Origin of the sequence: Nostoc sp. DedQUE04, assembly GCF_034530995.1 — a bacterium.
Lineage (GTDB): Bacteria > Cyanobacteriota > Cyanobacteriia > Cyanobacteriales > Nostocaceae > Nostoc.
Genome location: NZ_JAVRCA010000015.1, coordinates 65,313 through 77,752 on the forward strand (window position 1 = coordinate 65,313; position 12,440 = coordinate 77,752).

13 protein-coding genes are annotated in these 12,440 nt (G+C 41.8%); 7 read left to right on the top strand and 6 right to left on the bottom strand.

Going from position 1 to position 12,440, the window contains the following annotated elements:
• Window positions 1-193: 193 nt before the first annotated feature.
• The gene (locus RM049_RS13270; RefSeq protein ID WP_322688603.1) at window positions 194-1,177 is read right to left on the bottom strand and encodes a LysR substrate-binding domain-containing protein; all 984 of its coding nucleotides are present in this window, start codon (window positions 1,175-1,177) and stop codon (window positions 194-196) included.
• Between the two features lie 221 nt (window positions 1,178-1,398).
• On the opposite strand from RM049_RS13270, the gene RM049_RS13275 reads away from it, so the two are divergent.
• From RM049_RS13275 to RM049_RS13285, 3 genes are all read left to right on the top strand, one after another.
• Window positions 1,399-2,109 (top strand): cadmium resistance transporter, encoded by a 711-nt coding sequence (locus RM049_RS13275; protein ID WP_322688604.1) that lies wholly within the window; start codon window positions 1,399-1,401, stop codon window positions 2,107-2,109.
• 80 nt (window positions 2,110-2,189) lie between these two features.
• Window positions 2,190-2,852 carry a hypothetical protein gene (locus tag RM049_RS13280; RefSeq protein WP_322670982.1) on the top strand — a complete coding sequence of 221 codons (663 nt, stop codon included), beginning with the start codon at window positions 2,190-2,192 and terminating at the stop codon, window positions 2,850-2,852.
• Window positions 2,853-3,172: 320 nt separating this feature from the next.
• Window positions 3,173-3,601: a DUF202 domain-containing protein gene (locus RM049_RS13285; RefSeq protein WP_322661105.1), complete on the top strand. Its 429-nt coding sequence runs from the start codon at window positions 3,173-3,175 to the stop codon at window positions 3,599-3,601.
• Between the two features lie 8 nt (window positions 3,602-3,609).
• Here RM049_RS13285 and RM049_RS13290 read toward each other — a convergent pair whose 3' ends face one another.
• From RM049_RS13290 to RM049_RS13310, 5 genes are all read right to left on the bottom strand, one after another.
• Entirely contained in the window at window positions 3,610-4,332 is a 723-nt protein-coding gene (locus RM049_RS13290; protein WP_322688606.1) for a class I SAM-dependent methyltransferase, read from the bottom strand.
• Between the two features lie 334 nt (window positions 4,333-4,666).
• Window positions 4,667-5,371 carry a mobilization protein gene (locus RM049_RS13295; RefSeq protein WP_322670984.1) on the bottom strand — a complete coding sequence of 235 codons (705 nt, stop codon included), beginning with the start codon at window positions 5,369-5,371 and terminating at the stop codon, window positions 4,667-4,669.
• 263 nt (window positions 5,372-5,634) lie between these two features.
• Window positions 5,635-6,351, bottom strand: coding sequence for a pirin family protein (locus RM049_RS13300; protein WP_322683029.1), 717 nt, complete (start codon window positions 6,349-6,351; stop codon window positions 5,635-5,637).
• 256 nt (window positions 6,352-6,607) lie between these two features.
• The gene (gene dps / locus RM049_RS13305) at window positions 6,608-7,177 is read right to left on the bottom strand and encodes a DNA starvation/stationary phase protection protein Dps (RefSeq protein WP_322683030.1); all 570 of its coding nucleotides are present in this window, start codon (window positions 7,175-7,177) and stop codon (window positions 6,608-6,610) included.
• A 116-nt stretch (window positions 7,178-7,293) separates the two neighbouring features.
• A complete protein-coding gene (locus RM049_RS13310; RefSeq protein ID WP_322704479.1) occupies window positions 7,294-8,343 on the bottom strand; it encodes an aldo/keto reductase in 1,050 nt (349 codons plus the stop codon).
• 16 nt (window positions 8,344-8,359) lie between these two features.
• On the opposite strand from RM049_RS13310, the gene RM049_RS13315 reads away from it, so the two are divergent.
• The 4 genes from RM049_RS13315 (at window position 8,360) to treZ (ending at window position 12,331) form a co-directional block, all read left to right on the top strand.
• Window positions 8,360-8,521, top strand: a complete 162-nt coding sequence (locus tag RM049_RS13315) for a hypothetical protein (protein WP_322704480.1) — start codon at window positions 8,360-8,362, stop codon at window positions 8,519-8,521.
• A gap of 306 nt (window positions 8,522-8,827) precedes the next feature.
• A complete protein-coding gene (locus RM049_RS13320) occupies window positions 8,828-9,433 on the top strand; it encodes a Uma2 family endonuclease (protein WP_322704481.1) in 606 nt (201 codons plus the stop codon).
• Between the two features lie 264 nt (window positions 9,434-9,697).
• The gene (locus RM049_RS13325) at window positions 9,698-10,105 is read left to right on the top strand and encodes a thiol-disulfide oxidoreductase DCC family protein (RefSeq protein ID WP_322683033.1); all 408 of its coding nucleotides are present in this window, start codon (window positions 9,698-9,700) and stop codon (window positions 10,103-10,105) included.
• 378 nt (window positions 10,106-10,483) lie between these two features.
• The gene (gene treZ, locus RM049_RS13330) at window positions 10,484-12,331 is read left to right on the top strand and encodes a malto-oligosyltrehalose trehalohydrolase (protein ID WP_322704482.1); all 1,848 of its coding nucleotides are present in this window, start codon (window positions 10,484-10,486) and stop codon (window positions 12,329-12,331) included.
• Window positions 12,332-12,440 lie beyond the last annotated feature (109 nt).

A 12,440-nucleotide genomic window follows, 5' to 3' on the forward strand; every position in this document is an offset into this window, starting at 1 on the left:
TGGGGGCAGGGGAGCAGGGGAGCAGGGGAGCAGGGGAGACTTGGGGACAAGGGGACAAGGGGGACAAGAGGACAAGGGGGACAAGGGGAAATTATTGAACAAGTCTCTCCCAAGTCTCCCCTCTCTTCCTTGTCTACCTTGTCTCTTCTCCATGCCCAATGCCCCATGCCCCATGCCCAATGCCCAATCTCCTTTAAATAACTGATACATGTTGATGTGAACCATCCATAGACGATATCAACATTTGTTCAAAGACTTTGGAAAGAGCAGTTTGAAAACGCTGACGATGCTTGATTTTGAAAAAAGGTCGAACTATTTCTGCGTAGGCATAGCCTGCTTTAGTCATCGCACTGTTGACTTCTCTATTATCAATAACTCGAATTGCCCGCAGAGTTCCTAGCTGGATTTCTTTTTTTACCATCAGTTCAGAAATTCCAGTTGCGCCTACTCCATTTTCAATTGCGGCTTTTGCCATCTCACCACTGGTAAACACTAAAATTACATTCAGTTCGCTGAGGTTGATCCCCCAATTTTGCAACGCTTCTTCAAACCTTTGTTGGGTTCCAGATTCTGGCACCCGCATCACCCAAGGAGTTTGAGTTAATTGGCTTAAATCAATTTCTCCCCACTCAAACCAAGGGTGTTTTTGACCAACCACAATTTGCAAGCGATCGCTCGCCACTATTTCGTACTCCAGAGTATTCTGAAGCGCTGGCTTCACATCACCTTCCACCAAACCTAAATCAAACTGTCCCATCGCTGTACCGACACAAATCGTTTCTGCATTGGCAAGGGTACAGTCAATCTGGATACCAGGATATTGGCTCTTAAACTCACTAATTTTACTTGGTAGCCAGTAGTTACCAATTGTCAGACTCGACCCTAATTTCAATTCACCCCGTTGCAGATTGTTCAATTCTCGCAATCCTCTTTCTGTCAAGGAAACTTGATCGAGAATTTTCTGCGCTTCCACTTGCAGTAATTTACCCGCCTCAGCAATCTCGATATGGCGACCAATCCGATGGAATAGTTTCACACCATATTCTTGCTCTAAGTTGTGGATCGCTGCACTGACAGCAGGTTGTGTAATATAAAGCTCCTCTGCTGCGCGAGTGAAGTGTAAGTTCTGCGCCACAGCCAGAAATATTTTTAGCTGCTCAAGCGTCATTCCAGCCATTTATCGTATCCCTAAGACTTAATGTCAAAATTTTAATCACTTTCATTTATCATTTTGACAAACAAAAGCATTTGATTCTATCGGTTAGTTTGACTAAAGTATAAATCAAAGCTTTTTACTTAGTCATTTGTCATTGGTCATTGGTCATTTGTCATTTGTCCTTTGTAAGTGACCAATGCCCCATGCCTAATTACCAAGCACGAACATAAGGACATCCACAAATGAACGATTTAGTAACTGCAATTACCACAGGGATTACCGCATTCACTGCCACCAACATCGATGATATTGTCATTCTGACGTTGTTTTTTTCACAAATAAGTAAAACGTTTCGCAGTCGTCACATCCTTGCTGGTCAGTATCTCGGTTTTGCAGCATTGATCGTTGCTAGCCTTCCCGGTTTCTTCGGTGGACTAATCATACCGCAGGACTGGATTAGACTACTTGGTTTTATGCCAATAATCATTGGTGTGAGCAGTTTACTAAAACGCGAAGAGGATTCATCTGAGGAAGCCGAAGAAGAAACCGAGCCGTCTTGTCCCTCTATAGTTAGGAGTTTTGTTTCTCCACAAACTTGCAATGTAGCCGCGATCGCCTTTGCTAATGGCAGTGATAATATTAGCGTCTATGTGCCCTTGTTTGCCAACTCAGAATTAGACAGTCTGCTGGTGATTATAGGTGTATTCTTTACCCTAGTGAGTGTATGGTGTTATACCGCTTACAAGTTAACCTACTTGCCTGCGATCGCCAACTTTTTAACTGAAAATGGCAATACTTTTGTCCCTTGTATCTTGATTGGTTTGGGCGTATTTATTGTCACCGAAAATGTTACTTGGACTCTTTTATCTGTAGTTTCTAGTTATATATTTTCATTAGTTTTAGGTTTCAATACTCAGCCGTCAAGTGAAAAACAAGAAAAATTAAGTGTCTAATAAAGAGGTGCATCATCAATTTTCTGAGCAAAACGAATTCTCAACGGCAAAATATCTTACCCATCAACAGGAATCAAAACATGAAAATCTGGAAATCTCTGCTAATTGTCTTAATGATTGTCGCTAATCTAGCCTTTGCTCAACCTTCTTTTGCTGATAGACCAAAATTTAGCAAAAACCCTGATTACATCGAAGTCACTAAAGCTCTTAAGCAACTCTCTCAGACAAAAGATGCCCAAACTCAAGTTGAAGGTCTGACACCAGAAGAAATTCAAAAAAGAACCGAGGAATTAACACTGCAAAAATATGCTTTAGAGACGGGAATCAATTGGGGTCAATGCAACAACCAAACAGGTAATACCATAGCGGTATACGGTAAAAGACCAAATGATGAAGAAGATGAAGATGCCGTATACGAGAATGGTCTATATTTTCTAGCTGATGGTCAGTCCACTAAAAATAACTGGGATTGTGATGGCATCTATCTACCGAATGATGTCCAGGTAGAAAATTTCACCTCTAGTCCTAATGGACAAGGTGAAGAATTGACAGGAGCGGCGGCTCTGAAGATCCTTGATGGAACTCAGCTGGTAATTAAGAGGAATCCAGATACTGCTGCGATTGAATTGAATGTCCCGACTGTAAAAGTTGTTAACAGCAAAAAGGCTAACTGGTTTATCCCAGATATATCACAGGATCTAATAAATACACGAGTTCCTAATGCGCCTAGCAATCAGTCTTGAAATAGAACTGCATAGTCTATTTTTGAATGATTGTTCTGAATTTAAATAGGGTGACAGCCAAAATCAGAGAAGAACAGGACAAACACTGGTAAAACATCTCTTTGATCTTGGCTCTTTTTTTTGAATTTATCTATCCTCAATTTTAGGCTTGTTTTATTTTGATATCTGCATTAAAATTAATTTTGGAAAAAATGTACAATCACAACAGGCATATTTCAGTAGCGCAACTATTGTGCTGGGTGCAAGTCATCTGGAAAGAGATTTTCTACTACCTTCGCATTTTTTTGATAAGAGCCGCTTTGGGGATAAAGGTATTATTGATGCAGTTAAAATTGAAACCTACAGAAGAAGAAAAAGATAAAAAAAAGCCAGGACGACTGAATCCGTCTAGAATCCGAGATCACTTGGCAAATGAGCGTACCTATCTCGCTTGGATGCGGACAGGAATCGCTCTTTTAGGTTTTGGTGTCGTCATTGTGCGTCTGCGTGCCTTCCATGTACCTTTAGTACCCCGTCCTGGCAACGGCTGGAAGTTAGGTTTAGTCTTCTCGCTGGTGGGTTTAATCACGGTGTGGCTGTCAACAGTACATTATTTTGCTGTCCGTCGTGATATCGAAGAAGATACTTACGAACCAACAGACCGATGGGTGTTGCTGTTCAGTCTCGCTGTGATGATTCTCGGAACTGGGGTAATCTATTTTGTTTTTACAACTTCTTTAGATCCAATGAGTCCAGTTATCCCTGAGTAATAGTATTTTTAAAACCGCACTTTGTATAACTCGAATAATTCCCCTGATTTATGCGTTACGACTTTAGCACCAGCGGCCTTAATTGTTTTTTCCCACTTAGCCAAAGGCTCTAAAAACACCTCAGCCCCTAAATAGGTTTCTAGAACTGCCCAATCTTCCGCTAAAGGCTGTTCTGGATTGAGAACGTCAAATACAAAATGTCCACCTGGTTTTAACACCCGCTTCACTTCTAGTAGTACGGCATCCCAATATTCGAGGGGAAAATAGCAGCTAAATCCGGTGGCGATCGCTAAATCAAATTGCTCTGATGGATAATTTAACTGATGAGCTGCTCCCAACTCAACCCCTTTGAACAGCTTAGAATTCAACTGCGGCCCGCGAGAATTCAGGGTATCGCGTGCCACGTTACTGATTTCTTGCCCATGAAAAAACGCTTGCCAATCCCGCCAAGGATAGATTAAAAAGCTGATCCCACAGCCAATATCTATACAGTGTTGATTTTTTTGAGGTTTAGCAATTTCCCAAAAAGCGGAAGCAATTCTTCCTGAGAAACTCCCAGCAATCCACTCGCTAAATATCGGCATCGCCTGTACTTCTGCTGGGAGTTCAAAGGTTTCACGTTGATATTCTCGGTTAAAGCGATAGGCTATTTGGGCTAATCTTTCGTCCCAGTTGGTTGATTTGGGTGAACTAAAGAGATTTTGAAACTGAGAATCGGACTTTTTAGACATTTAGGTTTTTGCTACTCTTTCTAAGAATTGTAGTCAAATTTGCCAAGCGATCGCTTACGGCGGGTGGGTGCGCCATCGTACCCCCATTCAATCTCCTGCTATTTGTTCAAAGTCATGAGTATTAATGACTAATGACTAATAGACCTCTTGCAAAAATCCTTAAATCACCCCTCCCCAACCCTCCCCTTATAAAGGGGAGGGGGCAAGATTTTAAGTTTCCCCCCTTTATAAGGTGGGATTGATTAAGGGTGATCTATTCGACTTATGTAAGAGGTCTAATGACCAATGACAAATGACAAATGACAAATGACTAATGACCAATGACTAATGACTCCTACTCAACTTTTTCATACCAGATACCTACTTTCTCAAAAGCACCATAAGCAAGCTTCAGAAAATTCACTATTCGCTGTTTTCCAATTATCCCAAATTCTTTATATTCTCTAGCCTCTGCAAAAGTCAGGCGATTTTGGTCAATTATGTTTCTTTCTCTGTATGCTAACTTCGGAAAATCTATAACTTTTATCTGATATTTATTTACTATGTTCTGATAGTTGGAGTCTGACTCTAGATGCTCCCAATCATCACATAGCCCTAAATTCCTCACCAGAATATGAGGGATTTTATCACCGTAAGTATTCACTGACTGAGCAAACAGGTTGATGCTGTCGTATCCTCCTGTCGATACAAACCATTTGCAAAACAGAACTCCCTGCGAACTTCCTAATTCAAGTAATTGATTAGATTCAATCCACCCTTGTACTGCTCTATGCGATTGTGCAGATAAATTCACAATTACTGGCTTCTCTATTGCCCACTCAAATATTCTATCTGCCTTATTTGCCTGTCGTTCATTCTCACTAAACACTGCATATTTACATATCTCCTTATATACCCCTGCGACATCTGGATTCGATCTATCTGTTTCCACTGGTACAAATGGGATTCTCTTATCCAGACAATACTGAATCATTGTCCTGGCAAAGAGAGATTTTCCTACCCCGCCTTTTTCACCATCTACAAAATGAATCGTCGGCATTACAGCCACCTCTAATAGTTATTAAAGTCTGATATATCTTTCCCAAACTAAGAACTTTTTGGCCATTGCCCCCAAGTATTTTGGTGGTTTTATGAGAAAGTATAGCCGTGATTTGGATATATTCCAACAGTCTCATTTTACACAGGCGAAGTCCGTCTGCGCGGACTAAAACAAAACAAGGGGCTTAAGCCCCTTGTTATAACCTGCAAAAGCAAGTTTTGTTTGTTTAGACGTGGTTTCTAAGCGCCCTTTTAGCTGCAATATTAGCCTAAATCGAAAAGCAAGATTTCGCCGCCGATGTTGGTGCTAATTTCTAACTGTTCTTCGCCGTTGATTTGTACACCATCACCTGCTCTGAGTTCTTCGCCATTTAGGTTAACTATGCCTTTGGCTACTTGTAACCAGGCATAGCGATCGCTTTTGACTTGATAATTAACAACATCACCATCCTCTAAAACAGATGTGTATAAATCAACATCTTGGTGAATTGTCACAGCACCATCGCGCCCATCCCTAGCAGCAATTAAGCGGAGTTTACCGCGCTTTTCTTCGATAGGAAAAGCTTTTTGTTCATATCTTGGCGTTATTCCTTCTCGATCGGGAAGAATCCAGATTTGTAGTAAATGGAGTGGTTCAGTTGGTGAGGGATTAAATTCACTGTGGCTGATTCCAGTTCCAGCACTCATAATTTGGGCATCACCAGGGCGAATTACCGAACCAGTACCCAAGCTGTCTTTATGCTCTACAGCACCTTCTAAGACATAAGTGAGGATTTCCATGTCACGATGACTGTGGGTAGGGAATCCAGCACCAGGGGCGATGCGATCGTCGTTAATTACGCGCAGAGAACGGAATCCCATGCGGTTGGGATCGTAAAAGCTACCGAAGGAAAATGTGTGATAGCTATCGAGCCAGCCCATTTTTGCATGACCACGGGCATTGCGATCGTGAATTAAGTGGGTAATTGTATTTTGAGACATAGATTTACCTCGCTGTTAATTAGTTGGTAAGCTTAAAAAAACCAAATCTTGTTGTTAGCGATCGCTAATCAAATATGGTTAAGTAAATGTGTAGCGTTTTATCGAATATAATTTTTAGTTTTGAACTTTTCTTACCTAGTTTTGAACTATTTAAATAGTAAAGCATATACATATAAAAAGAAAAGTACGCACTTAAAAGTGACGTACTTACCAAAAAGATACTATTAGATTTGAAAAAGCGGATTCTCAAAAGTGCTTATCTAAAAGCAGGAACTTTTTGAGGTTGAGTAGCACCCGCTTTGCCATTTTCTCCTTTGATTTCTGCTATTTGCAAATGAGCTTCTAAGAACCAGAGTCGTTTGTCAATGGTGCGAGAAATTTCGGTGTAAAGGTCAGCAGTATCGAGGTCGCCTAATTCATCAGTTTTATCGATCGCTTCCCGGAGATGTTTACCATAGGATGCATAACGATCTGACAAGGCTGTTACATGGTCTTTACCATCCAAAATATCTAAGGGATATTCTGGCAAAATTGAATTACTAGCTGCGGCGCGGGCTGTTCCAAAAGCGTATCCGCCTAAAGCTGTAACGCGTTCAGCGACCATATCGATGTATCCTTCTAATTCCCCAGCAAGTTCATCAAATAATAGGTGTAGCTGGTAAAAGTCAGTTCCTTTAACGTTCCAGTGCGCTTGCTTTGCTTGGGTTTTCAAATCCGAAGTAGCTGCCAAGGTTTGGTTGAGAAGTACCACGATTTGCACTCGCGCTTCGGCGGGAATATCAATACGGGTAGGGTACAAACGTGATGCAATGGTGTTGTCGCTCATGATTCTACGTTGTTAATGCCTTTTACATCTAACTCTACAGAATTGTTTGGCTTGGCGAAACTCTCTGACGACCGATTGAATTAATGCCTGAATATGTTAAACTTTATGACTATTAGTCAAATACGGTGGTTTTTTATAGTATTAAAAGTACCACCAAAAAGGCGATCGCGAATTACATCATTGTGCAAAAAGTCATGGGGAAAACCCAATTCAATTTGACTGATTTCATCTAACCGTTGCAGATGTTCTGGCGAAAGTGTGACTTCTATTGAAGCTAAGTTATCTTGAAACTGCGTTAATTTACGTGCGCCAATAATCGGAATAATCACACCACTTTGAGCGCGTAACCAAGCTAATGCTACCTGTGAAGGTGTACGATCAATTTCTGCCGCAACTTGACTAACAACTTCAGCGATCGCTAAATTCTTTTCAGAAATCCCTCCGCCTAAAGTTTCGAGTCGCCCTTGTTCAGCGCCTCCTTGAGAAGACCGATTATATTTACCTGTTAACACACCCCCACCCAAGGGCGACCACGGTGTTACTGCTAAATCGAAGGCTTTAGCTAGCGGTAGCAAATCTCGTTCTGGTGTTCGCTGAATCAAACTATACTCAATTTGCAGGGCGACAAACTGCGTCCATCCTTGATAATGGGCGATGGTATTTGCTTGGGAAACGATCCAAGCGGGTGTGTCAGAAATGCCGATGTAAAGTACTTTACCTTGACGCACTACATCATCAAGCGATCGCAAGACTTCTTCAATTGGTGTTGTGAAATCCCAAGCGTGCAACCAGAATAAATCAATGTAATCAGTATTCAACCGTTTGAGACTACCTTCCAAAGACTGAATTAAATTCTTGCGATGGTTTCCACTGGCGTTAGGGTCACCCTTTCGATCGTTCATCCGCAAGGGAAAGGAATATTTTGTCGCAACTACAAAGCGTTCGCGTTCTTTAGCAATCAACTCGCCGACAATTTTTTCACTGCTACCATCGGTATAACCGTTGGCGGTGTCAATGAAATTTCCCCCTGCTTCTACATAGCTATCAAAGATTTTCCGACTTTCGTCAACAGATGCACCCCAACCCCAATCTTCACCAAAGGTCATGGTTCCCAAGGAGAGTTCAGAGACTCTTAACCCGCTTTTACCCAAGAGTTTGTATCTCATGAATATTTTCTCATTAATGAAAAAACTATGGCATTTACCATTCCAAGGGCATGATAACTGGAAATCAGGGACGATGTTTGAAGACAAACCGTTTAGTATTTGTATTGTCGTGCTATTTAAATACGGCGATCGCTTTGCAATGCTACTCGGATTAAGGCTAAAAAATAAAAATGTGTAGGTTACGCTAAAGCCTAACCCAACCTACAAAAATAAATTATTAAATATACTTTTGTTTTAATAATATAGATTTTTTTGCTAAAAAATAAGAATGCTAATTATTTTTGGTAAGAGTAATTTATATAAACATTTTATAGTCCTTTGTAAACTATGATTGTAGGGCTTTCATGCTGTATAAAAGCATCGTGATATAAATTAAAAAATGGATTGTTTTAGGATTTTATTAATTATCCTGCGATCGCAGACCATGCTGTAGGGGCATAGCAATGCTGTATAATAAGCCTACGTCAAGTCAAAACAAGACATAATGACCTATACCTCGCCCAAACTGCTTACCTTCGAGGAATTTATAGCTCAATATGGCGATAATACACGCTACGAATTAATCGACGGACAATTAAGAGACATGGAACCTACAGGGCCACACGAAGCTGTTGCTGGTAGTATTGCTGGTAGAATCTATGTCGAAATTTTTAATTCTAATTTCAACTGGCTAATTCCAAAAACTTGTCTGATTAAACCGCCTGCGGCTGAAGCCACAGCACTGCGTCCTGATGTAATTGTTTTAGATAAAGCAGAACTGAGTAAAGAACCACTTTGGCAAAAAGAACCAATAATTTGTAACGGCAATACAATCAAACTTGTTGCTGAAGTTGTGAGTACTAATTGGCAAGATGATTATGCAAGAAAAGTTGAAGAATACGCTTTTCTTAACATCCCAGAATATTGGATTGTGGACTTTCGTGGCTTGGGTGGTTTGCAGTTTATCGGCAATCCTAAACAACCAACATTTACGATTTGTCAGTTAGTTAATGGTGTGTACCAGCAACAACAATATCGCTTAGGAGATACTATTTATTCTGGTGTCTTGCCAAATTTACAACTAAAGCTAGACGACATTATGCATATTTAAACTGGAGACTGGTTCGGTGAGGCAAGAGCGATCGCTATGGTTTTCTAAGCTAGAATACCAAAGTTGTGTTTTAGATATAGCAGTTGCCAGGTAGATTAGGACATAATGACAAGCGTAAATCTCAGGAATAGCAAGGTTTTTACCTCCTGCCTCCTGCCTCACTTCTCTACGAGAGGCTGCGCCAACGACTACGCTCAGTGACCACCTGCCTCCTGCCTCCTGCTATACATCCGATAATTCAATTGCCAAAGAGCCATTATTTTTATGAATTACTTCGTAATCTACGACGGGAATTGTAATCTCTGCGTTACCCTGGTGCAATTGCTAGAAACTTTAGACCAAGGAAAGCTGTTTCGCTACAGTCCCATGCAAGATGAGCAGACAATTTTACAGTGGGGAATTTCAGCCCAAGATTGCGAACAGGGGATGATTTTAATTGATGGCAATGCCCCTCAAAGACGTTGGCAAGGCAGTAATGCAGCAGAAGAAATTGGGCGGTTATTGCCAGCAGGAAGTATATTTGTAGACGCTTATCGAGCATTACCGGGGATGAAATGGGCAGGCGATCGCTTTTACGAGCAAATCCGCGATAACCGCTACGCAATCTTTGGTAAACGTTCTAATACATATCAATCATCGTACTGTGTAGATGGTAGCTGCAAGCCAACTTAAGCTCAAATGCTTGCCCCACATACGCTTTACCCCACCCCAACCCCTCCCCTTGGCAAGGGGAGGGGCGGTTTTGGCTTTAGACAAAACCGGGGTGGGGTGACGCGGATAGTGATGGTAAACGAGTGGATTTAATATCAGGTGATTATAGAGCTTTCACGTGAAGTTGACACCAATGCTTCTGCCCCCTGCCTTCTGCCCCTTTGGTCATTAGACAGAGTTTATTTTAGTCAAAAATCCCCCTCCAGATGCTAGCAAAATGTCTGCTAGACCAACCATTATGCTATCTGGCGTCTTTGTAAACATTGTGCAATCAATGACATTTGCGATCGCGCCATACCATAATTTGGCACAACAAAGAATCTGACGGGAGGATACTGCGTGAAAATTGGTGCTCAATACTTAGGTAACGGAGAGTGTGAATTTACAGTTTGGTCTCCGCTATTAGATAGCGTCACGGTAAAAATTTTGACGCCAGAACAGCAGTTAATTCCCCTCAAGCCTCAATCTGAGGGATACTGGCACACGAAAGTCAACGATGTGTATCCGGGTACGCTTTATCGGTATGTCTTGAATGGCCAAGACAACTTTGCCGATCCGGCGTCGCAGTATCAACCGGAAGGGGTACATGGGCCGTCGCAAATTGTCGATCATGACTTTGAGTGGACTGATGAAGGATGGGCGGGCATTCCTGTAGAGTCGATGATTTTCTATGAAGTTCACGTTGGGACATTCACGCCGGAAGGAAGTTTCACCGCCATTATTCCGCGTTTACCAGAACTGAGAGAACTGGGAATTAACGCCATTGAAATCATGCCGATCTCCCAGGTTCCGGGAGACACTCATATTGAAGCATCTCTGGCATATCGCAACTGGGGCTATGATGGCGTTTATCCTTATGCTGTCCAAAATTCCTATGGTAGTCCAGCCGAACTCAAGCAACTGGTAAATGCTTGCCATCAAAATAATATCGCCGTTGTGCTGGATGTGGTGTATAACCACTTTGGGCCGGAAGGCAACTATATGAGTCAGTTCGCGCCCTACTTTACTAAAACCTATAAAACGCCGTGGGGCGAAGCAATGAATTTCGATGATGCCCATAGTCAGGGTGTGCGAAATTATTTTATCGAAAATGCGCTTTACTGGTTGGGCGAATTCCACATTGATGCATTGCGGCTGGATGCTATTCAAGCAATTTATGACTTGGGAGCCAAGCATTTTTTATGGGAATTGGCGGAAGCAGTTCATCATTTCTCACAACAAGGACAAAGATGGAAACGCCATTTGATAGCCGAAAGTGACTTGAATAATCCGCGAATAATTCGTCCAGCAGAATTGGGTGGATATGGACTCGATGCTCAGTGGAGTGATGATTTTCACCACGCATTGCATACACTGTTGACAGGCGATCGCCAAGGATATTATCAAGATTTTGGCAAATGTGCCGATTTAGCAAAAGCTTATAGCGATACTTTTGTCTACGATTGGAAATACTCGCCCGATCGCAAACGATTTCATGGCTTATCTTGCCGCGATCGCCCTTTGTCACAGTTTACAGTCTGTATTCAGAATCACGATCAAATCGGCAATCAAATGAAAGGAGAACGCCTCGGCCAGAAAATCTCTTTTGAGGGATTGAAATTAGGTGCTGGGGCTGTGCTGCTATCGCCCAACTTACCCCTGTTGTTCATGGGAGAGGAATACGGCGAAACTGCACCCTTTATTTACTTTGTCAGTCACTCCGATCCAGATTTAATTCAAGCAGTTCGAGCCGGACGCAAACAAGAGTTTGAAGCATTTCACTTCGCAGACGATCCCCCAGATCCAGAATCATCAGAAACTTTCCTCAAGTCTAAACTTAATTGGGAATTACGCAATCAAGGAAAACACAAAATTCTCTGGGATTGGTATCGTCAGTTAATTAATTTACGGAAGACACATCCAGCCCTGCTCAACCAAGACCGCAATTTCATCGAAGCAACTAGCGATGAAGAGAAAGAGATAGTCATCGTGCGGCGTTGGTGCGAATCGAGTGAAATAATATTTGTGATGAATTTCAATTCGTCGGCAGTGACAGTAACTTTGCCGTTTGAGCATAATGCTAATAAATTGTTGGACTCTGCTGATACCTCATGGTCTGGGCATGGTTCTGAAGCTGCTGAACATCTGTCTGCGGGCCAAGAAGTGAAATTGCAACCTACTAGTTTAGTACTCTATGAAAAAGGATGAGGGAGATAGTTAGAACTTAAAGTTTCAGCCTTATAACCTCAAGGTTCGAGCAAAAAGGCTTAATGTTTGAGCATAAAGGCTTAAGGTTCGAGCATTAAGGCTTAAGGTT

Coding starts and splice junctions, on each gene's coding strand:
- RM049_RS13315 (WP_322704480.1), top strand. CDS start 8,360: ATGAAAAAACTATGGCATTTACCATTCCAAGGGCATGATAACTGGAAA.
- RM049_RS13300 (WP_322683029.1), bottom strand. CDS start 6,351: ATGTCTCAAAATACAATTACCCACTTAATTCACGATCGCAATGCCCGT.
- RM049_RS13280 (WP_322670982.1), top strand. CDS start 2,190: ATGAAAATCTGGAAATCTCTGCTAATTGTCTTAATGATTGTCGCTAAT.
- RM049_RS13290 (WP_322688606.1), bottom strand. CDS start 4,332: ATGTCTAAAAAGTCCGATTCTCAGTTTCAAAATCTCTTTAGTTCACCC.
- RM049_RS13310 (WP_322704479.1), bottom strand. CDS start 8,343: ATGAGATACAAACTCTTGGGTAAAAGCGGGTTAAGAGTCTCTGAACTC.
- RM049_RS13270 (WP_322688603.1), bottom strand. CDS start 1,177: ATGGCTGGAATGACGCTTGAGCAGCTAAAAATATTTCTGGCTGTGGCG.
- dps (WP_322683030.1), bottom strand. CDS start 7,177: ATGAGCGACAACACCATTGCATCACGTTTGTACCCTACCCGTATTGAT.
- RM049_RS13295 (WP_322670984.1), bottom strand. CDS start 5,371: ATGCCGACGATTCATTTTGTAGATGGTGAAAAAGGCGGGGTAGGAAAA.
- RM049_RS13320 (WP_322704481.1), top strand. CDS start 8,828: ATGACCTATACCTCGCCCAAACTGCTTACCTTCGAGGAATTTATAGCT.
- RM049_RS13285 (WP_322661105.1), top strand. CDS start 3,173: ATGCAGTTAAAATTGAAACCTACAGAAGAAGAAAAAGATAAAAAAAAG.
- RM049_RS13325 (WP_322683033.1), top strand. CDS start 9,698: ATGAATTACTTCGTAATCTACGACGGGAATTGTAATCTCTGCGTTACC.
- RM049_RS13275 (WP_322688604.1), top strand. CDS start 1,399: ATGAACGATTTAGTAACTGCAATTACCACAGGGATTACCGCATTCACT.